The sequence below is a fragment of the Microbacterium sp. NPDC090014 genome, from assembly GCF_044748285.1.
In the GTDB taxonomy this organism is placed as follows: domain Bacteria; phylum Actinomycetota; class Actinomycetes; order Actinomycetales; family Microbacteriaceae; genus Microbacterium.
The window spans coordinates 444,799-466,794 of the sequence record NZ_JBIVFS010000002.1 but is presented as its reverse complement, the minus strand read 5'-3'; the positions used below and the strand labels follow the sequence as shown (position 1 = coordinate 466,794).

General features: G+C 68.8%; 20 protein-coding genes. 7 read left to right on the top strand and 13 right to left on the bottom strand.

All coding sequences use genetic code 11. The features are described from left to right. Positions 1-29: 29 nt before the first annotated feature. Positions 30-1,397, bottom strand: coding sequence for a 4-aminobutyrate--2-oxoglutarate transaminase (gabT, locus tag ACIPV5_RS15660; protein ID WP_363521247.1), 1,368 nt, complete (start codon positions 1,395-1,397; stop codon positions 30-32). Positions 1,398-1,513: 116 nt separating this feature from the next. On the opposite strand from gabT, the gene ACIPV5_RS15655 reads away from it, so the two are divergent. Next, the gene (locus ACIPV5_RS15655) at positions 1,514-3,022 is read left to right on the top strand and encodes a PucR family transcriptional regulator (RefSeq protein ID WP_400341803.1); all 1,509 of its coding nucleotides are present in this window, start codon (positions 1,514-1,516) and stop codon (positions 3,020-3,022) included. Positions 3,023-3,103: 81 nt separating this feature from the next. Here the strand turns inward: ACIPV5_RS15655 and ACIPV5_RS15650 are convergent, their stop codons facing one another. From ACIPV5_RS15650 to ACIPV5_RS15640, 3 genes are all read right to left on the bottom strand, one after another. Continuing rightward, positions 3,104-3,730, bottom strand: a complete 627-nt coding sequence (locus ACIPV5_RS15650) for a TetR/AcrR family transcriptional regulator (RefSeq protein ID WP_053097456.1) — start codon at positions 3,728-3,730, stop codon at positions 3,104-3,106. Positions 3,731-3,766: 36 nt separating this feature from the next. Beyond that, positions 3,767-5,320, bottom strand: a complete 1,554-nt coding sequence (locus ACIPV5_RS15645; RefSeq protein ID WP_056279770.1) for a glucoamylase family protein — start codon at positions 5,318-5,320, stop codon at positions 3,767-3,769. Positions 5,321-5,453: 133 nt separating this feature from the next. Beyond that, on the bottom strand, positions 5,454-6,905 hold the full coding sequence (locus ACIPV5_RS15640) for a helix-turn-helix domain-containing protein (protein WP_400341800.1): 1,452 nt from the start codon (positions 6,903-6,905) through the stop codon (positions 5,454-5,456). Positions 6,906-7,041: 136 nt separating this feature from the next. On the opposite strand from ACIPV5_RS15640, the gene aceA reads away from it, so the two are divergent. From aceA to ACIPV5_RS15625, 3 genes are all read left to right on the top strand, one after another. Beyond that, positions 7,042-8,367: an isocitrate lyase gene (aceA, locus tag ACIPV5_RS15635; RefSeq protein WP_053097459.1), complete on the top strand. Its 1,326-nt coding sequence runs from the start codon at positions 7,042-7,044 to the stop codon at positions 8,365-8,367. Between the two features lie 24 nt (positions 8,368-8,391). Beyond that, positions 8,392-10,059, top strand: a complete 1,668-nt coding sequence (gene aceB / locus ACIPV5_RS15630) for a malate synthase A (RefSeq protein ID WP_400341798.1) — start codon at positions 8,392-8,394, stop codon at positions 10,057-10,059. A 111-nt stretch (positions 10,060-10,170) separates the two neighbouring features. After that, positions 10,171-10,605 (top strand): hypothetical protein, encoded by a 435-nt coding sequence (locus tag ACIPV5_RS15625; protein WP_400341796.1) that lies wholly within the window; start codon positions 10,171-10,173, stop codon positions 10,603-10,605. Positions 10,606-11,058: 453 nt separating this feature from the next. On the opposite strand, the gene ACIPV5_RS15620 is transcribed toward ACIPV5_RS15625, so the two are convergent. Continuing rightward, entirely contained in the window at positions 11,059-12,129 is a 1,071-nt protein-coding gene (locus ACIPV5_RS15620) for a helix-turn-helix domain-containing protein (protein WP_400341794.1), read from the bottom strand. 145 nt (positions 12,130-12,274) lie between these two features. Further along, the gene (locus tag ACIPV5_RS15615) at positions 12,275-12,784 is read right to left on the bottom strand and encodes an Lrp/AsnC family transcriptional regulator (protein ID WP_053097462.1); all 510 of its coding nucleotides are present in this window, start codon (positions 12,782-12,784) and stop codon (positions 12,275-12,277) included. A 115-nt stretch (positions 12,785-12,899) separates the two neighbouring features. Between ACIPV5_RS15615 and ald the strand changes: the two genes are divergently transcribed. Both ald and ACIPV5_RS15605 read left to right on the top strand, forming a co-directional pair. Then, complete coding sequence (ald, locus tag ACIPV5_RS15610) at positions 12,900-13,994, top strand: alanine dehydrogenase (protein ID WP_400341792.1); 1,095 nt, start codon at positions 12,900-12,902, stop codon at positions 13,992-13,994. Between the two features lie 86 nt (positions 13,995-14,080). Then, a complete protein-coding gene (locus ACIPV5_RS15605; protein WP_053099212.1) occupies positions 14,081-15,280 on the top strand; it encodes a pyridoxal phosphate-dependent aminotransferase in 1,200 nt (399 codons plus the stop codon). A gap of 18 nt (positions 15,281-15,298) precedes the next feature. Here the strand turns inward: ACIPV5_RS15605 and ACIPV5_RS15600 are convergent, their stop codons facing one another. The 5 genes from ACIPV5_RS15600 to ACIPV5_RS15580 form a co-directional block, all read right to left on the bottom strand. Further along, the gene (locus ACIPV5_RS15600) at positions 15,299-15,700 is read right to left on the bottom strand and encodes a VOC family protein (protein ID WP_400341789.1); all 402 of its coding nucleotides are present in this window, start codon (positions 15,698-15,700) and stop codon (positions 15,299-15,301) included. Between the two features lie 62 nt (positions 15,701-15,762). After that, on the bottom strand, positions 15,763-16,905 hold the full coding sequence (locus tag ACIPV5_RS15595; protein WP_400341787.1) for a UDP-N-acetylmuramate dehydrogenase: 1,143 nt from the start codon (positions 16,903-16,905) through the stop codon (positions 15,763-15,765). Further along, positions 16,905-17,303: a MaoC/PaaZ C-terminal domain-containing protein gene (locus tag ACIPV5_RS15590; RefSeq protein ID WP_400341785.1), complete on the bottom strand. Its 399-nt coding sequence runs from the start codon at positions 17,301-17,303 to the stop codon at positions 16,905-16,907. The genes ACIPV5_RS15595 and ACIPV5_RS15590 overlap by 1 nt, the downstream gene beginning before the upstream one ends. Then, a complete protein-coding gene (locus tag ACIPV5_RS15585) occupies positions 17,303-17,758 on the bottom strand; it encodes a MaoC family dehydratase N-terminal domain-containing protein (RefSeq protein ID WP_056279753.1) in 456 nt (151 codons plus the stop codon). Before ACIPV5_RS15585 ends, ACIPV5_RS15590 begins: the two co-directional genes overlap by 1 nt. 60 nt (positions 17,759-17,818) lie before the next feature. Then, a complete protein-coding gene (locus ACIPV5_RS15580) occupies positions 17,819-18,619 on the bottom strand; it encodes a sulfite exporter TauE/SafE family protein (protein WP_053097468.1) in 801 nt (266 codons plus the stop codon). Between the two features lie 133 nt (positions 18,620-18,752). Here ACIPV5_RS15580 and ACIPV5_RS15575 point away from each other — a divergent pair, with 133 nt between their 5' ends. Further along, positions 18,753-20,324: an AMP-binding protein gene (locus tag ACIPV5_RS15575; protein ID WP_400341782.1), complete on the top strand. Its 1,572-nt coding sequence runs from the start codon at positions 18,753-18,755 to the stop codon at positions 20,322-20,324. A 74-nt stretch (positions 20,325-20,398) separates the two neighbouring features. On the opposite strand, the gene rplQ is transcribed toward ACIPV5_RS15575, so the two are convergent. Together rplQ and ACIPV5_RS15565 are read right to left on the bottom strand one after the other, a co-directional pair. Beyond that, the gene (gene rplQ, locus ACIPV5_RS15570; RefSeq protein WP_400341780.1) at positions 20,399-20,956 is read right to left on the bottom strand and encodes a 50S ribosomal protein L17; all 558 of its coding nucleotides are present in this window, start codon (positions 20,954-20,956) and stop codon (positions 20,399-20,401) included. A 33-nt stretch (positions 20,957-20,989) separates the two neighbouring features. Next, a complete protein-coding gene (locus tag ACIPV5_RS15565) occupies positions 20,990-21,979 on the bottom strand; it encodes a DNA-directed RNA polymerase subunit alpha (RefSeq protein ID WP_042538798.1) in 990 nt (329 codons plus the stop codon). Positions 21,980-21,996: the final 17 nt, after the last annotated feature.

The following is a 21,996-nucleotide window of genomic DNA, read 5'->3' as shown; positions in this document are numbered from 1 at the left end:
GTCGCGGACGAACCGCGGCTGCTGGTCTGTCAGCCCGCGGTGGCGGCGAGCGCGGCCGCGACGACGTCGAGGCCCTCGTTCAGGAGGTCGTCGCCGATCGAGAGCGGCGGGAGGAACCGGATGACGTTGCCGTAGGTGCCGCACGTCAGGACGATGACGCCCTGCGCGACGCAGGCCTTGGCGACCGCGGAGGTGAGGGCGGCGTCGGGCGCGTTGGTCTCGGGGTCGACGAACTCGGCGGCGATCATGGCGCCGTGGCCGCGAATGTCTCCGATGCGGGCGTCCTTCTCCTGCATGGCTCCGAGGCGTGCCGTGAGGATCTCGCCGATCTCGCGAGCGCGCTCGATCACGCCGTCGTTCTCGAACACATCGATCGCGGCGAGCGCCGCGGCGCAGGCGATCGGGTTTCCGCCGTAGGTGCCGCCGAGGCCGCCTGCGTGCGAGGCGTCCATGATCTCGGAGCGCCCCGTGACGGCGGCGAGGGGCAGACCGCCCGCGATGCCCTTGGCGGTCGTGATGAGGTCGGGCTCGATGCCGAAGATCTCGCTCGCGAACATGTGGCCGGTGCGGGCGAAGCCGGTCTGCACCTCGTCGGCGATGAACACGACGCCGTTCGCGCGGGACCACGAGGCGATCGCCGGGAGGAAGCCCTCCGCCGGGACGATGAAGCCGCCCTCTCCCTGGATCGGCTCGATGATGACGGCGGCGAGGTTGTCGGCGCCGATCTGCTTCTCGAGCTGCAGGATCACGCGGGCGGCTGCCTCTGCGCCGTCGAGACCGTCGCGGAACGGGTACGACATCGGCGCACGGTACACCTCGGGGGCGAACGGGCCGAAGCCGCTCTTGTACGGCATCGACTTCGCGGTCAGCGCCATGGTGAGGTTGGTGCGGCCGTGGTAGCCGTGGTCGAAGGCGACGACGGCCTGGCGACCGGTGTGCTTGCGGGCGATCTTGATCGCGTTCTCGACGGCCTCGGCGCCGGAGTTGAACAGGGCGCTCTTCTTGGCGAAGTCGCCGGGAGTGAGGCGGTTGAGCGCTTCGGCGACACCGATGTACGACTCGTACGGCGAGATCATGAAGCAGGTGTGCGTGAACTGCGCGGCCTGCGCGGCCACGGCTGCGGCGATCTTGGGGTGCGCGTTGCCGACGGTCGTCACGGCGATGCCGGAGCCGAGGTCGATCAGCGAGTTGCCGTCGGCATCCACGACCACTCCCCCGCCTGCGGCGACGGCCGCGACGGGAACCGTGTGCCCGACGCCGGCGGCGACGGCATCGGCCTTGCGGGCGAGGATCTCGGCCGAGCGGGGGCCGGGAAGGTCGGTGACGAGACGACGCTCCTGGGGGAGGTCGGGTCCGCCGAGCGGGACTGCAACAGCTGCGGTGTCGAGGAGAGCCATGTCCGTGAGCGTACGACCGCATCCGACGTCGGCGCATTCGCCCGGCTGTACAATCTGGGAGAGATCATCGCCCGACCGTATAAGCACTGATCCGGATGCCGAGAGGACCGCAGCGCATGGACGACGCCGAACAGCCCACGCTGCGCGCTCTCTTCCGGCGCCGCGATCTCGGGCTCGTGCTGATCTCGGACGCGGACGGCCTTCCGGACGGCGCCCTCGATCGCCCCCTGCGGTGGGTGCACAGCTCCGACCTCGCCGACCCGACGCCGTTCCTCGCCGAGGACCTCGCACTGCTGACGACGGGCACCCAGTTCGACGTCGGCACCGATTTCGACGTCTACGTCGGGCGGCTGGCGGATCGCGGGGTGCTCGGCCTCGGATTCGGCACGGACGTGCACCGTGCCGCGATCCCCGACGAGCTGATACTCGAGTGCGCACGCCGCGGGATCCCCCTCTTCGAAGTCCCCTATCGCACGCCCTTCATCGCCGTCGCCCGCGCGCACTCCGAAGCGATCGCGGCGCAGGCCTACGCCCGCAGGTCGTGGGCGCTCGACACCCAGCGCGCACTCGCACTGGCCGCGCTGCGCCCCCGCGGACTCGACGCGACCGTCGCAGAGCTCGGCCGCCGTCTGGATGTCTGGGCCGGAATGTACGACGCGTCCGGCGCCCTGCAGCTGTCGCACCCCCGATCGGCCGTCACTGCAGGACGACTGACCGAGCTCGGCGAACGGGTCACCGAGATCCTCACCCGTGGGCTCGAGGCCGGGCAGTCGCTCACGATCGACGATCAGACGTTCACGCTCTTCACGGTGGGGCGCGGCGGACACCTGCGCGGGGTGATCGCGTTGGCTGTCGATGCGCTCGACGCCGAGGCGCGCACGGTCGTGACGTCGGTGATCGCGATGGCCGGACTCGCGCTCGAGCAGAGCGACCAGCTCGCCCGCAGCAAGCGTCGGCTGAACTCGCAGCTGCTGAGCTCGCTGCTCGACGACGATCCGTCCCTCGCGCGGAAGGTCCTCGGCTCGATGCCCTCTGCACCCGTGGTGGTCGCGATCGCCGCGGATGCTCCGACCGGCCCGTTCGCCGACTGGTGGGATCGGCGCAGGGCCGAGCACGGCACCGCCAGCTTCCTCGCCGAATCATCCGAGGGCGTGGTGCTCTGCCTGTCGATGGCCGATGACACACTGCTCGACGAGGTCGCCACCCGGTTCGGCATCCGCATCGGCGCGTCCGGTTCCGAGTCGTACGACGCGTTCTCCCGAGCCCACGCACAGGCGCTCGCGGCGCTGCGCCAGCAGTCCGGCGCCGGGGTGTTCCACTTCGCCGATGCCGCCGGATCCAGCATCCTCAGCGCACTGGCCACGGATGAGGCCCGGCTGGTCGCCGAATCGCGGCTCGCGCCGATCCGCGACCACGACGCGCGATCCGGCGGCGACCTCGAACGGTCCCTGCGCACCTGGCTCGAGCACGATGCGAAGGCGGATCCTGCGGCGGCGGCACTCGGTGTGCACCGCCACACGCTGCGGTCGCGGATCGCCCAGGCCGGAGCGCTCCTGGGAAGCGACCTCTCGTCGTTCCCCGCCCGCGCCGAGCTGTGGACGCTGCTGCAGACCGCACGGGACTGAACCGGGGTCCTCGACCCAACGGCCGGCGGTCCCCGCCCGGCGGAGTGGGCGGATGCCGGGCCTCCGCCATCCGCGCGCCCTTCAGTCGGGCCGTCGTTCGGCGGGGTGGAGGTAGCGCCCGACGAACTCCTCGAAGAGCGGGACCATGTCGACGGAATCGTCGAGGAGCCACTGGAGCTGGATGCCGTCCATGACCGCGCTGATCAGCCGGGCCGCCCGAGCGGGGTCGATGTCCTCGCGCACCTCTCCGTCGGCCTGACCTCGCCGCAGGATCTCTTCTGCGGCCACGGCGCGCTCGCGGTATCGGGCGGCGAAGTCGGCGTGCGACGGGTGGTCGGGGTCTGTGGCCTCCGCCGAGACGATCGCGTAGAGCGCGGTGAGACCCCGCGAAGTCTGGTTGTGCGCGACGACGCGCGTGGCCTGTTCGATCAGGGTGTGCTCGGCAGGGTCGCCCGCCGCCTCCCGCACCTTCTCGTCACGCTGGTGGAGCACCTCGGCGAAGAGCTCCTCCTTGCCCGCGAAATGGTGCAGCAGGCCGGTCGGCGTCACGCCGACGCGCTTCGCGATCTCCCGCAGGGATCCACCGTGGAATCCCGTGCGGGAGAACACCGCGAGCGCTTCGTCGACGATCGCCTGCCTGCGCGCCTGGCCTGTGGCATAGGGACCGCGAGGCCGTCGCGCCGCCATCGGCTGCTCATCCGTGCTCATGCGCCCGTCCTGTCTCTCGGCGCGAAAGCGCGGACCTCAGCCGTGGTGGCCGTTCCCCGTTCCCCACGACGAGCCGAACACCTGCTGCCGCATGGCGGGCCGCAGGCGCTGCTCCATGTCGCGATCCACGAAGTAGTCCTTGAGTGTATCTTTCGTGAGCTCGTTGCCGATCGCGGCCATGATCATCGACTGGTCGAGCGACAGGTAGCGCTCGGCGATCGTGCCGCTCTTCACCGCCACCGCGTCGAAGAACCCGCCGGGGCCGTAGGCGCCGAGGTCCGTCTCGATGCCGCGCAGGTTGTCGAGCGCGCCCGTGCGATCGTACGGAAGCGCCAGGAACGCGGCGTGCGGCGTCACGACCCCGTCACCGAACTCCGGAGCGGGATCGGTCCCCGTGGTGCATCCGGGCCTGTCGATGTCGACGTCGGTCTTCTCCGCGTCCGAGGTGTACCCGTCCGCCCGCATCCCGGCTACGTCGACCCCGTACTCCGCGTACCCGCCGAACGGGTCGCTCGCGGGCGAGAAGCCCCAATAGCCGTATCCGGCCTCGTCCAGCCCGTGCTGCTTCTGCACGGCGACGGTGATCGGGTGGTTGAGCTTCCACGAACGCGGACCCCACGTGGTCTCCGGCACGAGCAGATCGGGCATCAGCGACTCGAACATGCTGCCGCCCCAACTCGGCACGAACGACATCCCGTCATATGCGTAGGCGCCCTCCCACACCTCGACGCCGTCATAGGTGCGGTACTCGCCCTGAGGGAGCTGCTCCTGCCACGCCCAGTCGCACCCGGGAGGCATCGTGCGATGCGTGCCGTACAGCGCGGTGGCAGGGATCTGCCCGTTCGCGATGCCGAGGTAGGTCGCGATGCGGCTCTCGCTCACGGTCGTGTCGTAGTGGTGGCACGTGTAGAACGCGGTGTCCCCTGAGCCGTTGTACATCGGCGCCTCGACGCTGCAGTCCGGCGGAGCCGCATCCCAGAAGCCCCCGCGGTTCGTGCCTGCAGGGAGTCCTGCCGCGCCTTCGGGGTCGAAGAACGCCGCGAAGTCCATGGAGTCGTACAGCGCGTCCGCCTGCTGCGCGAGGTCGGGCTCGGCTTCGCGGACGATGCGCAGTGCGGCGGCGAGCCACCCGTTGTCGACCGTGCTGAGGAACGGGTGCACCGGGTCTCCCGAGTCGGGCCATGTCGTGAGCTTCTCGCCGGTCGTCGGCGAGTACCAGTTGTAGAACATGCCGCTCGCGTCGTTGCGCTCGAGGGTTCCGAGCGTCTCCAGCGTCGTCGACATGCGATCGCGCGCCTCCTCGTCGCTGATGACTCCGAGGTCGCGAGCCGTGACCGTCGACCACAGGTATCCGCCGATGTTCGTCGGCGAGGTGTAGGCGCTCGGCGTCTCGAGGTCGCCGCTCACGTTGTCGGCGGGAAGGCCGGTCTCCTCATCGGTCATCGCGTCGAGGGAGTGCCAGGTGTCCACCGCCCAGCGGTTCAGGTCACCGGTGCCGGGGCGTCCACCGCCGGCCGTCGCGGGCCCGGCGACCGTCAGGCCCGCAGTCACGAGTCCGATCGTCGCCAGCGTGCTCATCCATCGCTTCATCGTGTCTCCTCATCGAGAACGGCGCCGCCGAGCGCGGCGCTCCGACCTGCGAAAACCTAACACGTGTTCGTTGTTCGCTCAACCCCCTCCTCGTGACAGGAAGGCGACCGGGATCCACGCCGCCTGCGGGCGCTCAGCGCGGCGCGTGCGCCTCGAGGAACTCGTACACATCCGTCGTGTCGACGCCCGGGAAGGCCCCGGTCGGCAGTGTGGCGAGCAGAGTGCGCGGGGTCCTGACGTTCGGCCAGGAGTTCTCGCGCCACCGCCCTTCGAGGTCGGCGGGCGCCCGCCGGCAGCACACCTCGACCGAGTGCTTCGAGACTCCGCGATGCGGGGTGTCGCGCCCGACGAACCACTTCGTGTCGTCGAATCGCACGCCGACGCTGACCGAGTGCAGTCCCTCACTCGACGCCTCGACGCGGGCCGTGCACCAGTAGGTGCCGTTGCCCGTGTCCGTGTACTGGTAGTACGGGTTGAAGCGGTCGTCCTCGTCGAACACCACTCGGCTGGTCCATCGGCGGCAGCACATCTGCCCCTCGATCGATCCGAGGCGATCGGTCGGGAAGTTCACGTCATCGTTCTCGTACGCCTTCGTGATCGTGCCCGACTCGTGCACCTTGAGGAAGTGCACGGGGATGTCGAGGTGGCGCGTCGCGAGGTTCGTGAATCGGTGCGCGGCGGTCTCGTACGACACCGAGTACGCGTCGCGCAGATCCTCGATCGAGATCGCCCTGCGCGTCTTCGCATCCTTCAGCGCCGGCACGACGTGGGCCTCCGGCACCAGCAGCGCCCCGGTGAGGTAGTTCGTCTCGACGCGCTGGCGCAGGAACTCGGCATAGCTGCGCGGCTCGGAGTGACCGAGGATGCGGCTGGACAGCGCTTGCAGCACCGCGGTCCGGGCATCCCCCTTGGCCGGGACGCTGCTCGAGAGGTACAGACGTCCGTTCGCGAGGTCGGCGACGCTGCGGGTGGTCTGCGGCAGGTCCGGGGCGTAGTGCAGGGTGAATCCGAGGTAGGCGGCGATCTCGGAGGCCGTCCGCTGGGTGAGGGGTCCGCCGGGGTGCCCGACCGCCGCGAGGATCTCCGCCGCCTTCGCCTCGAGATCGGCGAAGTGGTTGTCCTGCCGCCGCATGAGGTGGCGGAGCTCGACGTTCGCGCGCCTGGCCTCCTCGGGAGTGGCCGCGCGCTCATCCTTGAGCCGGTCGATCTCGCCGTGCAGTGCGAGCAGGGCCTTGAGCGCGTCAGTCGGCATGCTCTTCGCGATCCGGAAGGGCTCGATGCCGAGAGCCTGGAAGGTCTGCCCCTTCATGGCCCGTTCGAGGGCGATCTCGATCGCACTGCGTTCATCGAGCGGCTCGCCCTCGAGCAGCGCGTCGATCGTGACGCCGAGAGCGCGCGCGATCGACTGCAGCTGCGTGAGCTTGGGCTCGCGCTTGCCCGTCTCGATCATCGACATCTGGCTGGGCGCTCGATCGACCGCCGCCGCGAGGTCGTCGAGGGTCATCCCGCGCGCCGTGCGCAGCTGACGGATGCGGCGTCCGATCGTGAGGGCGTCGGCGTCTTCTTCGACCGCTGGAGTGCTCATGCGGCCGATTCTGTCACAGAAACAGAATTTCGGTTGATCTTCACTCACCGATCAGCCATCGACGGGTGCGAACTTCACACACAGTGGAAACACGCCACCCGGCTTCACGGTCCGGGCATCCAACGGAGGAGACACCATGACGAACACCGCCCAGAACCACACCCCTCGCCCCGCAGGGCTGCGCGCCGGGGACCAGGTTCAGACGGCCGCCGAGCTCCGGGAGATCTGGGAGACGGATCCCCGCTGGGACGGCGTCGAGCGCACGTACACGGCAGAGGACGTCATCCGCGTCCGCGGCTCGGTCCGCGAGGACGCGACGCTCGCGCACCGCGGAGCCGAGAACCTGTGGAACCTGCTGCACACCGAGGACTATGTCCGGGCACTGGGCGCCTACACAGGCGGACAGGCGGTGCAGCAGGTGCGGGCGGGCCTCAAGGCCATCTACCTCTCGGGCTGGCAGGTCGCGGCCGACGGCAACCTCGCCGGTCAGACCTACCCCGACCAGTCGCTGTACCCCGCCAACTCGGTGCCGGCGGTCGTGCGTCGCATCAACAACGCGCTGATCCGTCAGGACCAGCTCGAGCACGCCGAGGGCGATGTCACGCAGGACTGGCTCGCGCCGATCGTCGCCGACGCCGAGGCGGGCTTCGGAGGACCGCTCAACGCCTACGAGCTCGCGCAGTCACTGATCCAGGCCGGTGCCGCGGCCATCCATTGGGAGGACCAGCTCGCGAGCGAGAAGAAGTGCGGCCACCTCGGCGGAAAGGTGCTCGTGCCGACGCAGCAGCACATCCGCACCCTGAACGCCGCGCGTCTCGCCGCCGACGTGGCCGGAGTCCCGACGGTGATCATCGCCAGGACGGATGCTCTCGCGGCCGACCTGCTCACCAGCGATGTCGACGAGCGCGACCAGCAGTTCACCACCGGCGAGCGCACGACCGAGGGCTTCTACCGCATCCGCCCTGGCATCGAGTCGGTCATCAGCCGAGGCCTCGCATTCGCGCCCTACGCCGATCTGCTGTGGGTCGAGACGGGTGAACCCGACATCGAGCTGGCACGTGAGTTCGCCGCCGCGATCCATGCCGAGTTCCCGGGCAAGCTGCTCGCCTACAACTGCTCACCGAGCTTCAACTGGAAGCGCCACCTGTCGGACGCCGAGATCGCGACGTTCCAGCAGGAGCTGGCTGACCTGGGCTACAAGTTCCAGTTCATCACGCTCGCCGGCTTCCACGCCCTGAACCACTCGATGTTCGACCTCGCCCGCGGCTACGCCGATCGCGCCATGAGCGCGTACGTCGAGCTGCAGGAGGCCGAGTTCGCCGCGGAGGCGAACGGCTACACCGCCACCAAGCACCAGCGCGAGGCGGGCACCGGCTACTTCGACGTCATCTCGACCGCGCTCAACCCCGACAGCGCGACCCTCGCCCTCGCCGGCTCCACCGAAGCCGCGCAGTTCCACTGAGCCACTTGTGAAGGACACACGATCATGACCACTCCCACCGCTCCCCCGACCACCAGCCCGACCACGGCTCCGATCCAGACCACGCAGCAGGGTCCGGCGATCGCGGTCACCGGTCCGCTGCGCGACCGCTACGACGAGATCCTCACCCCCGAGGCGATCGCGTTCCTCACCGAGCTGCACCACCGGTTCGCCTCGCGCCGCCACGATCGGCTCGCCGACCGGATGCGCCGTCGGTTCGAGATCGGCAACGGCCACGACCCGCGCTTCCGCGACGACACCGCGCACATCCGCGCGGATGCCGACTGGCGGGTCGCAGGCGCGGGGCCGGGTCTCGAGGACCGCCGCGTCGAGATCACGGGTCCGACCGACCCGAAGATGACGATCAACGCACTGAACTCGGGTGCTCGCGTGTGGCTCGCCGACCAGGAGGATGCCACGAGTCCGACCTGGAAGAACGTCGTCGAGGGGCAGCTGTCGCTGCGCGACGCGATCCGCGGCGAGCTGTCCTTCCGCTCCCCCGAAGGCAAGGAGTACCACGTCACCGCCGAGCGCACACCGACGATCGTGATGCGTCCGCGTGGCTGGCATCTGCCGGAGAAGCACCTGCAGTTCACCGACCGCGCGGGGCGCCGCACGGCGGCATCCGGCTCGCTCGTCGACTTCGGCCTGTACTTCTTCCACAACGCGCAGGAGCTCATCGCGAACGGTCGTGGCCCCTACTTCTACATCGCGAAGATCGAGTCGAGCGAAGAGGCGAAGCTGTGGGACGACGTGTTCTCCTTCAGCGAGGAGTACATCGGCATCCCGCACGGCACCGTCCGCGCGACCGTGCTGATCGAGACCCTGCCCGCGGCCTTCGAGATGGACGAGATCCTCTACGAGCTGCGTGACCACTGCGCGGGTCTCAACGCCGGGCGCTGGGACTACATCTTCTCGATCATCAAGAACTACCGCGGCCGGGGCGCGCGTTTCGTGCTCCCCGACCGCAGCGAGGTCACGATGACCGTGCCGTTCATGCGGGCGTACACCGAGCTGCTCGTGCAGACCTGCCACAAGCGGGGCGCCTACGCGATCGGCGGCATGAGCGCCTTCATCCCGAACCGCCGCGACCCCGAGGTGACCGAGCGGGCGATCGAGAAGGTCTCCGCCGACAAGAAGCGCGAGGCCGGCGACGGCTTCGACGGCACGTGGGTCGCGCACCCCGATCTGATCCCCACAGCGCTGGCCGAGTTCGACGCCGTGCTCGGCGACCACCCGAACCAGGTCGGCCGCCAGCGCCCCGAGGTCATGGTGACCGCGTCGCAGCTGCTCGACCTGCACATCGGGCGGCCGATCACCGCGCAGGGTGTGCGCGACAACGTGTCGGTGGCCATCCGCTACCTCGAGGCATGGCTGCGAGGGCTTGGCGCCGTGGCGATCGACAACCTGATGGAGGATGCCGCGACGGCGGAGATCAGCCGTTCGCAGGTATGGCAGTGGATCCACCAGGACCGCTCCACCGAGGACGGCACCGCGATCACCGCCGACTACGTCGAGAGCCTGATCGCGGAGATCCTCGGCGAGGTCGACCGGCACGACGGCGACAGGTTCGACGATGCCGCCTCGGTGTTCCGCGACGTCGCCCTGCAGGAGGAGTTCCCGGCGTTCCTCACACTCGGCGCCTACAGCAGGTTCCTCGTCGAGGAGGCCTGAGACTCTAACGAGGAGCCCCTCGGATGCCGCCATAGGCAGCCGAGGGGCTCCTCGTGCGTGATGCGGAGGACCGCCGGAGCCCGCCGCCGCCGGCGGGCGTAGCCTGAGAACATGAGCGACGTGTGGTCCGACATCTCGTCCGAGTTCCTTCACCTCTACCCGCGAGGGCGCCGACTGATCGCGGTCGCCGGAGCGGATGCCGAGCGCTCGCGTCGAGCGGCGGACGACCTCGCCACGGCGCTGATCGCCGCCGGGCAGCACGTCGAGCGTGCGCACAGCGCGGATGCCGATGAAGCGGCGTTGCGCGGCGACGTGATCGCTCCGTTCCGCACCGGCTCCGATCCGGCGACGGTCCTGATCGTCTCGGGCCCGGCAGCGCTGCTCAGCCCGACGGCGAGGGGCCTCTGGAACTTCATCGTGTGGCAGCTCGCCGGTGATGAGTCCCCGCACTCGATCGCCGGCGCGATCGTCGACGTGACGGACCCGGCGGCTCCGACGCGGCGTTTCGCCGACTACTGCGCGCTGCCTTCCTCGTTCGGCGCGTGACGCCGAGGGGGATTCGCGGGTGCCCCGGTCTCCCCTGACCGAAGCACCCGCACGTCCACCCGCGCCCTCGCGCAGGTGGTCCGTCATGCCCGACGCTTTCGCGCCTGTCCCCCGAACTTCCGGACGGGCGATCCCGCCGCGTCCGGAAGCCGTGACGGCCGATGCGCCAGGAGCGGAGCTCCGTCGCGATCTGCCGTCATGGCCCGCCTGGGGACACGGGCAGGTTCAGGTTAGGAGCGGCTCCGACGATCCGGAAGCGCCGCAGGACGTTGCGTCACCCGGTGCGCTCGGCCCGGCACGCAGAACCCGCGTTGGCACCAAATTCGCGATCATGTGTCACTCTCTGTCGGGGTCGGCGAAGCAGCCGGACAGCACACGGCAGGCCCGCGCGGGCGCGCGCGTCGGTCCGCGACGGACAGCCCCGACCGGGTCGGCCCGATGGGCCGGCCTCGGTCAGGCGGTCGGGGCGGACTGCTCGTCGCTGAGCAGCATCGCCTCGGCGAGACGCGGCGGCTGCGTGCGGGCCGCGAGGCGGAAGGCACTGGGACTGTGCCCCACGTGCCGGGAGAACTGGGCCCGAAGCGCGGACGCGTCGGCGAAACCGGAGCGGGCCGCGACCGCCGCAAGGTCCTGCGGGGGCGTCGACAGCAGCTCTTCGCGCGCCGTCACGAGACGCCGACGCAGCAAGCGGTTCGCGGGGCTCTCGTCGGCACCTTCATACAGGCGGAACAGCTGGCGACGGCTGACGTGCAGGTCGGCGGCGAGCTCTGCGATGCCGAATGCCGGATCACGATGCCGCCGCTCGATGATGCGCCCCGCCTCCGCGCGGAACTCACTCGTCCGGCTGGTCTCGCCGTCGCCGGGGAACTGTCGGAAGAGCCCTCGCACGAGCGCGATCAGCGCCGCCTCGGTGCCGGCGAGCGCCCCCTGACCCTGATCCGGATCCTGCGCCCACTCGAACAGCATCCGCGCGAGTGAGGCTCCCGCTGCCCGGGTGAGTGGGGTGTCCGGGAACATGTCGGCCCCTCGAGCGAGGACGTGCCGATAGCCGGGGAGGGCCGCCACGGGAACGACGACCCCGGTCGAGTTGGTGACCCCGAACTGCTCGACGGCCGATGGGCCCCGGCTCGACATGAAGCCGACGCGGCCGACGCCCATGGCCTGCACCCCCGCCGCGGTGTTCAGGCGCTGCCCGCCCTGCTGCACCATCCCGACGATGATGATGTCCTCGCCCTCGGCGATCGCTCGCTCGTAGCTCACGGTGTGCGCCGTCTCGAGGGTGCTGTAGAGCATGGTCGAGCCGATGGACCTGCGAAGCAGCGCCGCCTCGAACGCATCCGGATCGTCGGCCTTCATCGCGCCGAAGTTCGACAGCTGCAGCATGCCGATTCGACCGTCGAGGCGAATGATCTGCTCGGAGAACCACGTGGGAAACGCGAACGCCTCGGCGCCTCCGATCGATGACGACCACAGTCCGCCCGAGAGCCGGGCGAGCCAGCCGGCCAACTCCGCGTCGTCGATCATTCGCCCCATCGCAACCCCCAGCGGAAGCCCGCCGCGTGCGCATCGGCTGCTCCGTCCCCGCCCTCACCCTAGGTTCGCGCCAGAAGCCATGCAATATACGTTGCGTGCGGCCGCGAGAGCGGCGCTCCGCCAGCCGTCACGCGCGTCAGCGGAACGACGCAGCCACCGAGTTGCGGTGATAGTCGAACACGATGCTGGTCCTGGTCGAGGCGACGCTGCTCTGGGCCGACAGATGCTCGAGCACGAACTCGCGCATCTCCGATGAGTCGGCCACCGCGATGTGCAGCAGGAAGTCGTCATCGCCGCCGAGGAAGAAGACCTGGATCACCTGGGGCAGAGCGCGCACACGGTCGGCGAACTCGACGATGCTCTCGCGCCGAGCGCTAGGCCGAAGGCTCACTCCGATGATGGCCTGCAGGCCGGCGCCCAGCTTCCGCTCGTCGACGCTGGCATGGAAGCCGCTGATGACTCCGCGTTCGACGAGTGCGCGCAGACGCGCGTGCGCGGTCGACGGTGCGACTCCGAGGTGACCCGCGAGCTCGGCGTTCGTCATCCGACCGTCCGCGCTCAGCAGCTGTACGATCCTCGCGTCGATGGCGTCGAGAGCCGGTGCCCGAAGGGTGTTCGGCTGAGGGGTTTCGGGTGACGTCTCCATGCGAACGATTATGCAGGAATCACCCCAAGCGCGAATCTTCTTCAGGCATTCTGTCGAATGATCGAAGTTTCTGCGATTCTGAAATGCACTCACGCAACCGTCACTTGGAGGATCGATGAAGATCGGCGTGCCGACCGAGGTCAAGAACAACGAGAACCGCACCGCGCTCACCCCCGCAGGCGCAGACCGTCTGGTGCACGAGGGCCACCGCGTGCTCGTGCAGTCCGGAGCGGGCGTCGGTTCAGGCATCTCCGACGAGGCCTACCGGATAGCCGGTGCCGAGATCGTCGACACCGCCGAGGAGACCTGGGGCGAGGCGGAGCTGCTCATCAAGGTCAAGGAGCCGATCGCCCAGGAGTACGGGTTCCTGCGCTCGGATCTCACCCTCTTCACCTACCTGCATCTCGCCGCCGACCGAGCGCTGACGACGGCGCTCGTCGACGCGGGCACCACCGCCGTCGCCTACGAGACGGTGCAGCTGCCCGACCGCAGCCTCCCTCTGCTCGTGCCGATGAGCGAGATCGCGGGACGCCTGTCCGTGACGATGGGGTCATACTCCCTCATGCGATCCGCAGGAGGACGGGGCGTGCTCATGGGAGGCATCGCGGGCGCCCCGCGCGCCAAGACCGTCGTGATCGGCGGCGGTGTCGCCGGTGAGCACGCGGCCGCGAACGCGCTCGGGCTCGGATCACAGGTGACCGTCATCGACATCTCGCTGCCGCGACTCCGCGAGCTCGAGCACCGCTACGGCGGTGCTCTGCAGACTCGCGCGTCGAGCCGGTATGACATCGCCGAAGAGCTCGCGACGGCCGACCTGGTCATCGGATCCGTGCTCATCCCCGGGGCTGCGGCGCCGAAGCTCGTGACCGACGACATGGTCGCGACCATGAAGCCCGGATCCGTGCTGGTCGACATCGCCATCGACCAGGGCGGATGCTTCGAAGGCTCGCGCCCCACGACGCACGACGACCCGACGTTCGCGGTGCACGACTCGATCTACTACTGCGTCGCGAACATGCCGGGCGCGGTGCCCGAGACGGCCACGCGGGCATTGACCAACGCCACACTCCCGTATGTCTCGGCCATCGCCGGCAAGGGGTGGGAGCGTGCAGCAGCCGACGACGCCGCACTGGCCCGGGGCCTCAACGTCCAGGGCGGCCGCATCACCCTGGATGCCGTCGCGCGCGCGCACGGCATGCACACCGCCTGAGCGGCGAGCATCAGCACGAAAGAACCGTGATTCTTGACGACCATTCACCCGTCATCGGCGGGGTCGACCCGGGTACGCTCGTAGTCGTGACCGAACGCGCTCCTCTCTCCCGCAAGCTCTCCGCCATCGCCGAATCCGCGACCCTCAAGGTCGACGCCAAGGCCAAGGCGCTCAAGGCCGAAGGCAAGCCGATCATCTCGTACGCCGCCGGCGAGCCCGATTTCGCGACCCCGCAGTTCATCGTCGATGCGGCCGCCGAGGCGCTCGCCGATCCCGCCAGCTACCGGTACACCCCGGCTCCGGGCCTGCCCGCGCTGCGCGAGGCGATCGCCGCGAAGACGCTGCGTGACTCCGGCCTCGAGGTCTCGCCGAGCCAGGTCATCGTGACCAACGGCGGCAAGCAGTCGGTCTACCAGGCGTTCCAGGCCGTGGTGAACCCGGGCGACGAAGTGCTTCTGCCTGCGCCGTACTGGACGACCTACCCCGAGGCGATCCGTCTTGCGGACGGCACCCCGGTCGAGGTCTTCGCGGGCGCCGATCAGGACTACAAGGTCACCGTCGACCAGCTCGAGGCCGCACGCACCGAGCGTACGACCGCACTCGTGTTCGTGTCGCCCTCCAACCCCACCGGATCGGTGTACACGGCCGAGGAGACCGCGGCGATCGGCGAGTGGGCACTCGAGCACGGCATCTGGGTCATCTCCGACGAGATCTACCAGAACCTCACCTATGAGGGCGTCAAGGCGACCTCCATCGTCGAGGCCGTGCCCGCGGTGGCGGGGCAGACGATCCTCGTCAACGGCGTCGCGAAGACCTACGCCATGACCGGCTGGCGCGTGGGCTGGATGGTCGGACCGGCGGATGCCATCAAGGTCGCCGCGAACCTGCAGTCCCACCTGTCGAGCAACGTCAACAACGTCGCGCAGAAGGCGGCGATCGCTGCCCTCAACGGGCCCCAGACCGAAGCCGAGCAGTTCCGCGAGGCGTTCGACCGCCGCCGCCGCCTCATCGTGTCCGAACTGTCGAAGATCGACGGACTCGTGGTGCCGAACCCACTGGGCGCCTTCTATGTCTACCCCGACGTGCAGGGTCTGCTCGGACGCACGTGGGGCGGCAAGACGCCGACGACCTCGCTCGAGCTCGCCGACCTCATCCTCGAGCAGGCCGAGGTGGCCGTCGTCCCGGGCGAGGCATTCGGTCCCTCCGGGTACATCCGCATGTCGTACGCGCTCGGCGACGACCAGCTCCTCGAGGGTGTGCAGCGACTGCAGCGTCTGTTCGCCTGAGGCCGGTCTGCGACGAGATCACTCCTCGTCGTGGAAGCCGATCAGCCAGCGGATGCCGTAGCGGTCGGTGACGGTGCCGTCGTAGTCGCCCCACACGCGCTTCTGCGGGGCGTCGGTCACTCGGCCGTGCTCTGACAGCCGGTCGAACCAGCTCGTCAGCGTCGACGCGTCGGCGGTGCCGAGCAGAGAGAGGAACATCCCGCTCATCTGCACGGCATCGTCGTCCGCACCGGCATCCGCTCCCGCCAGTTCGACCGGTCCTGAGAGCTGCCCGTGGGCGACCGCATCGGCCGGACCGTCTGCACGACCCGCACTGGCATAGTCGACGAGCTGAAGCTCTCCTCCGAAGACGTCACGGTAGTGCTCCAGCGCTTCGGCCGCGTTTCCGGGAAACAGCAGGTACGGGATCAGTCCGCTCATGCCGCGAGTGTACGGCCAACGGACGACGTTGTCAGGCGGGCGCGGGCTCGCTGCGTCGCGACTCAGAGCTCGACGCCCAGCAGCACGGGCTCCGGCTGCAGCACGAGACCGAACTCCGAATGGACGCGGCTCTGGATGAATCGTGCGAGCTCCGAGACCTCGGCCGCTGTCGCCCCGCCCCGGTTGGTGAGGGCGAGCGCGTGCTTCGTCGAGACCGAGGCGCGCGAGCGCGGCAGCTTGAACCCCTTGCGGATTCCGGCCTGCTCGATCAGCCACGCTGCGCTCACCTTGACGTCGGGGGCCTCCGGCTTGGCGGGAGGGACATACCCGTCGTACGAGGCGAGCGGGATCACCGTGACGGTATCCAGATCCGGGGTCACCGGCCACCGCGGGCACTCGGGCGGCAGAGCACGGGCCACGACCTCCGGCACGATCGCGTTCTGGAAGAACGAGCCGACGCCATGGGTGTCCGGATCGTTCTCGTCGAGCAGCATCCCCTTCGAGGCGCGGGTGGCGAGGATCCGCTCGCGCACCCAGGTCAGCGGCACCGGGGCGTCGGAGTCCAGACCCAGCGCCCTCCTGAGCTGCTCGCCGCGCACCACGCGCTCGTCAGCGACGAGAAGGTCGACCGTGACCGACAGGATGACGGCCCGACGCTGCGGCACGCTGCCGTAGTGATGCTTGAGCACGGAGGTGCGGAAACCGAGCCCCAGTTCGGATGCCGGCACCACCGACACCTCGCCGGTGGCCTCGTCGATCAGCTCGACCTCGACCAGGGTCTCCTGGATCTCCTGCCCGTACGCCCCGATGTTCTGCACGGGTGAGGCGCCGACGGTGCCCGGGATGCCGCTCATCGCCTCGAGACCGGCGTAACCGTGCTCGACCGCATAGGCGACGAGTTCGTCCCAGCCATGCCCCGCCTGCACACGCAGCCTGATGCGTCCCGCGTGCGGCGAGGGCAGCTCCTCGATGCCGCGGGTGAGGACGCGGATGACCGTCCCCTCGAACGACTCGTCGCCGATGAACAGGTTGGATCCTCCGCCCAGCACGAACCACTCGTCGCCGCGGGACCAGACATCGGTGAGCGCGTCGATCAGCTCCGCCGTGGTCGATGCCTCGAGCATGCGCTCCGGGGCGCCTCCCGTGCGCAGGGTCGTGAGAGTCGCGAGCCTCAGCGGCTCGACCTCGTGCACAGCGCCACCCATCAGGAGGCGACGCGCAGCTGCGCCTTGACGAGGACCGTCGTCTCAGCGAACGTGACCTTGAGATCGATCCGAGTCGACTCGTCGTCGACGGCACCGACGGTCGCGATGACGTGGAGGTCCGCTCCCTCGATCGGGTGCACCACGACCGGCTTGGTGAAGCGCACGCCGTAGTCGAGGATCCGCGTTCCCGGTTCGAGAGCCGCGACGACCACCGACGACGCGATGCCCATCGTGAGCATGCCATGCGCGAGCACTCCCGGCAGACCCACCTCGGCGGCGATGTCGTCCCGGTAGTGGATCGGATTGAAGTCACCCGATGCTCCTGCGTACCGCACGAGCGATTCGCGGGTGAGATGGACGGTGCGCTCCGCGACGACGTCTCCGACAGCGAACGGCATCACTCGGCTCCTTCTTCCGCGCCGACCAGCAGCACGCTGGTGGCGGTGACGACGTGCTCGCCGTCGGCATCCGTGATCTCCGCCGCGCTGGTGATCATGGCGTTGCCGCCCATCATGCGGATGCCGGTCACGCGCAGTCGACCTGTGAGCTCGTCACCCGCGACGATGGGGCGCGAGTACGCGAACTTCTGCTCGGCGTGGATCGTGCGCGCCAGGACGATGCCGGAGTCCGGTTCGGCGAGGAGCTGCTGGAGAGTGTGGTCCTGGATGACCATCGCGAACGTCGGGGGCGCGACGACGTCGGCGAAACCGGCTGCGCGAGCCGCCTCGACGTCGGTGTGCTGCGGTGCATCGGCGAAGACGGCACGCGCGAACTCACGCACCTTCTCACGGCCGACGAGGTAGGGGGACGTCGGCGGGAACTCCCGGCCGACCAGATCTTGGTTGACTGCCACCCCTCGATCCTACTTTCTCGGTCATGGGACACGGTGCCCGTAAGCCGGAACTAAGGGCGTTCAGTCCTTCTTCTTGCGCCCCTTGATCGCCTTCATCGCCATCTGCACCGCGATCACCACGAGGTATGCCGCGAACAGCATGTTGCCCACCGTGGGGTCGATCAGGGTGGCCAGCCAGGCTCCGAGCGCGGTGGTCGTGCAGGCGGAGACCCCGACGATCGCCGCGGCCACGAGATCGACGTTGTGATTGCGCAGGTTGCCGATGGTGCCCGAGATCGCGGTCGGGATCATCATGAGCAGCGACGTGCCCTTGGCCACGAGGTCGCTCGTACCGAATGCGAGCATCAGCACGGGCACCACGATCACGCCCCCGCCGACACCGATCAGACCGGCGAGGACTCCGGTGCCGACTCCGACCGCGAGCAGCGCGAGCCCGTTGAGCAGCTCCAGCTCGAACTCGGCGTCGCGCGAAGGGACGACCAGGAACAGGCTCACGATCACGATCACCAGGAAGCCGACGAAGAACCAGCGCAGCACCGTCTGCGAGATCTTCGGCAGCAGCCGCGTGCCGATCTGCGCACCCACCACGGCGCCTGCCGCCAGGATCAGAGCGGGGATCCACGCCACCGATCCGTTGATCGCGTAGGAGATCACGCCCACCGTCGCCGTCGGGACGATCGCTGCGAGCGACGTGCCGGCGCCGAGACGCTGATTGAAATGCAGGAAGAGCACGAGCAGCGGAACGATCACCGTGCCGCCGCCGACGCCGAAGAGGCCGGAGAGGAGGCCTGCGATCAGGCCGATTCCGATGAATGCCGTATAGGCGCGAGGCCCTCTGCTCAGGGTCTCTGCATCGCTCACCGGATCAGCCTACTCTCCGCGGCGTCGGCACCTCGGTCATGTGTCCTCCATACCCCTGGGACCGGGTCTCCTCCTGTGCGACACTGGATCGCATCAGACGGCGTCGTCGATGACCCGGATCGAAGGAGATCTCATGGTGCGCAGTTCCTATCCCGATGTCGAGATCCCCGCGGTCTCGATCCACCAGTTCCTCTTCGGAGACGTCGAGGAAGACCGTCTCGACGCAGTCGCCCTCGTCGACGGAGTCAGCGGCGCCACCACGACCTACCGTCAGCTGATCGCCCAGATCGACCTCTTCGCGGGCGCGCTCGCAGCGCGAGGGGTGGACGTCGGGACGAAGGTCGGGGTCCTCTGTCCCAACATCCCGGCCTTCGCGACGGTCTTCCACGGCATCCTGCGGGCAGGAGCGACGGCGACCACGATCAACTCCCTGTACACGGCCGAGGAGATCGCGAACCAGCTGACCGACGCCGAGGCGACGTGGCTGATCACCGTCTCGCCGCTGCTGCCGGGCGCGAAGGCCGCCGCGGACGCCGTCGGACTCGCCGACGACCACGTGATCGTCCTCGACGGCGCCGAGGGGCATCCGTCGCTGCCTGCCCTGCTCGGCGAGGGTCGCCCCGCTCCCGAGGTGAGCTTCGATCCGGCGACGCATCTCGCCGTACTCCCCTACTCCTCGGGCACGACCGGCCGGCCCAAGGGCGTCATGCTGACCCACCGCAACCTGATCGCGAACGTCAGCCAGTGCCGCTCGACGATCTCTCTCGGTGACGACGACCGAGTACTCGCCGTCCTGCCGTTCTTCCACATCTACGGGATGACGGTGCTGCTGAACTTCGCGCTGCGCCAGCGCGCGGCTCTTGTCACGATGCCGAAGTTCGACCTGACGGAGTTCCTCCGGGTCGTGCAGGAGCACCGGACGAGCTGGGTCTTCATCGCGCCGCCGATCGCCGTCGCGCTCGCGAAGCATCCGCTCATCGATCAGTACGACACCTCCGCGATCAAGGTCATCTTCTCGGGGGCTGCTCCGCTCGACGGCGCTCTCGCATCCGCAGTGGCCGATCGGCTGGGGTGCACGGTCTGTCAGGGCTACGGAATGACGGAGACGAGCCCGGTCACGCACGCGATCCCGTACGACCGCCCGGACATCGACCGCTCGTCCGTGGGGATGCTGCTCGCGAACACGGAGGCGCGTCTCGTCGCGGAGGACGGCTCCGATGTCACCGCACCGGCCGAGGGCGCCAGCAAACCGGGCGAGCTCCTGATCCGCGGTCCCCAGGTGATGGCCGGATACCTCAACCGGCCGGATGCGACGGCCGAGATGCTCGACAGCGACGGCTGGCTTCACACCGGCGACGTGGCGACGGTGACGCACGACGGCATCTTCCGGATCGTCGACCGTCTCAAGGAGCTCATCAAGTACAAGGGCTACCAGGTCGCGCCGGCCGTGCTCGAGGCGGTCCTGCTCGAGCATCCGGCCATCGCCGATGCGGCCGTGATCGGCGTGCCCGACGCGGATGGACAGGAGGTACCCAAGGCGTTCGTGGTCGCGCAGCAGGGAGCAGACCTCGACGCGGATGCGGTGATGGCGCACGTCGCCGCCCATGTCGCGCCTCATGAGAAGGTGAGGCAGGTCGAGTTCATCGACGCCATTCCCAAGTCGGCATCCGGCAAGATCCTGCGCAAGGATCTGCGCGCACGCTGAGTCCAGGCGCCGGATACACGAAGAAGCCCGCCGCCCCTCACGGGGCGGCGGGCTTCTTCGAGTGAGCGAGGTGCTTACTCGGACTTCTTCTCGACAGCGTCCTCGGCGGCAGCCTCGGCTGCTTCGCCCTCGGCCTGCGACTCGGCGCCGGCCTCGACGGTCTCGTCTGCCGGAGCATCCTCGACGGGAGCCTCCTCAGCGGGAGCCTCCTCGACGACCTCGGCCGGCTTCTCAGCCTTGGCAGCCTTCTTGGTGGACTTCGCCTTGGGCGTGACGGGCTCGAGAACGAGCTCGATCACTGCCATGGGGGCGTTGTCACCCTTGCGGTTGCCGACCTTCGTGATGCGGGTGTAGCCACCCTCACGGTCTGCGACCAGCGGTGCGATCTCGGCGAAGAGCGTGTGCACGACGCTCTTGTCGCCGATGACCGAGAGAACGCGACGACGAGCGTGCAGGTCTCCGCGCTTGGCGAAGGTGATCAGGCGCTCGGCGAGCGGACGCAGGCGCTTGGCCTTGGTCTCGGTCGTCTTGATCGACTTGTGGGTGTACAGAGCCGCCGCGAGGTTGGCAAGCAGCAGGCGCTCGTGTGCGGGGCCGCCTCCGAGGCGGGGACCCTTAGTGGGCTTGGGCATAATCGTCTAACTCCTGGTCAGAAAGGTCGGGTATCAGAAGGACTCGTCTTCGCTGCCGCCGTAGAAGTGGGCGCCGTCGAAACCGGGCACCGAATCCTTGAGCGACAGACCGAGCGAGATGAGCTTGTCGCGCACCTCGTCGACCGACTTCTGGCCGAAATTGCGGATGTTCATGAGCTGCGTCTCCGACAGGGCGACGAGCTCGGAAACAGTGTTGATGCCCTCACGCTTCAGGCAGTTGTACGAGCGGACGGAGAGGTCGAGGTCCTCGATCGGCATCGACAGCTCGCTGGAGTTCACTGCCTCCACCGGTGCCGGGCCGATCTCGATGCCCTCAGCCTCGACGTTCAGCTCGCGGGCGAGACCGAACAGCTCGGTGAGCGTCTTCGCAGCCGAAGCGACGGCGTCGCGGGGGCTGATGGCGGACTTGGTCTCGACGTCGAGGACGAGCTTGTCGAAGTCGGTGCGCTCACCCGCACGGGTGGCGTCGACGCGGTAGCTGACCTTGAGCACCGGCGAGTAGATCGAGTCGATCGGGATCTGACCGGCCTCGGCGTACTCGTTGCGGTTCTGCGTCGCCGAGACGTAGCCGCGGCCACGCTCGATCGTGAGCTCGAGCTCGAACTTCGCCGTCTCGTTGAGCGTCGCGATGACGAGCTCGGGGTTCTGGACCTCGACACCGGCCGGAGCCGAGATGTCAGCGGCGGTCACTTCGCCCGAACCGGTCTTGCGCAGGTAAGCGGTGATGGGCTCGTCGCGCTCCGACGAGACCACGAGCTGCTTGATGTTGAGGATGATCTCGGTGACATCCTCCTTCACGCCGGGGATGGTGCTGAACTCGTGCAGCACGCCGTCGATGCGAACGCTGGTGACCGCGGCGCCGGGGATCGACGACAGCAGGCTGCGACGAAGCGCGTTGCCGATCGTGTATCCGAAGCCGGGCTCCAGAGGCTCGATGATGAACCGGCTACGGTTCTCGACGATCTTTTCCTCGGTCAGTGTGGGACGCTGTGCAATAAGCACTCTGTGTTCCTTTCGAT

Bases quoted from the DNA above. Each gene is read 5' to 3' on its own strand.
- ald (WP_400341792.1), top strand. From the start codon at position 12,900: ATGAAGATCGGCGTGCCGACCGAGGTCAAGAACAACGAGAACCGCACC.
- gabT (WP_363521247.1), bottom strand. From the start codon at position 1,397: ATGGCTCTCCTCGACACCGCAGCTGTTGCAGTCCCGCTCGGCGGACCC.
- ACIPV5_RS15625 (WP_400341796.1), top strand. From the start codon at position 10,171: ATGAGCGACGTGTGGTCCGACATCTCGTCCGAGTTCCTTCACCTCTAC.
- ACIPV5_RS15640 (WP_400341800.1), bottom strand. From the start codon at position 6,905: ATGAGCACTCCAGCGGTCGAAGAAGACGCCGACGCCCTCACGATCGGA.
- ACIPV5_RS15645 (WP_056279770.1), bottom strand. From the start codon at position 5,320: ATGAAGCGATGGATGAGCACGCTGGCGACGATCGGACTCGTGACTGCG.
- ACIPV5_RS15575 (WP_400341782.1), top strand. From the start codon at position 18,753: ATGGTGCGCAGTTCCTATCCCGATGTCGAGATCCCCGCGGTCTCGATC.
- ACIPV5_RS15655 (WP_400341803.1), top strand. From the start codon at position 1,514: ATGGACGACGCCGAACAGCCCACGCTGCGCGCTCTCTTCCGGCGCCGC.
- ACIPV5_RS15620 (WP_400341794.1), bottom strand. From the start codon at position 12,129: ATGATCGACGACGCGGAGTTGGCCGGCTGGCTCGCCCGGCTCTCGGGC.
- ACIPV5_RS15595 (WP_400341787.1), bottom strand. From the start codon at position 16,905: ATGGGTGGCGCTGTGCACGAGGTCGAGCCGCTGAGGCTCGCGACTCTC.
- ACIPV5_RS15615 (WP_053097462.1), bottom strand. From the start codon at position 12,784: ATGGAGACGTCACCCGAAACCCCTCAGCCGAACACCCTTCGGGCACCG.
- rplQ (WP_400341780.1), bottom strand. From the start codon at position 20,956: ATGCCCAAGCCCACTAAGGGTCCCCGCCTCGGAGGCGGCCCCGCACAC.
- aceA (WP_053097459.1), top strand. From the start codon at position 7,042: ATGACGAACACCGCCCAGAACCACACCCCTCGCCCCGCAGGGCTGCGC.
- ACIPV5_RS15650 (WP_053097456.1), bottom strand. From the start codon at position 3,730: ATGAGCACGGATGAGCAGCCGATGGCGGCGCGACGGCCTCGCGGTCCC.
- aceB (WP_400341798.1), top strand. From the start codon at position 8,392: ATGACCACTCCCACCGCTCCCCCGACCACCAGCCCGACCACGGCTCCG.
- ACIPV5_RS15600 (WP_400341789.1), bottom strand. From the start codon at position 15,700: ATGAGCGGACTGATCCCGTACCTGCTGTTTCCCGGAAACGCGGCCGAA.
- ACIPV5_RS15590 (WP_400341785.1), bottom strand. From the start codon at position 17,303: ATGCCGTTCGCTGTCGGAGACGTCGTCGCGGAGCGCACCGTCCATCTC.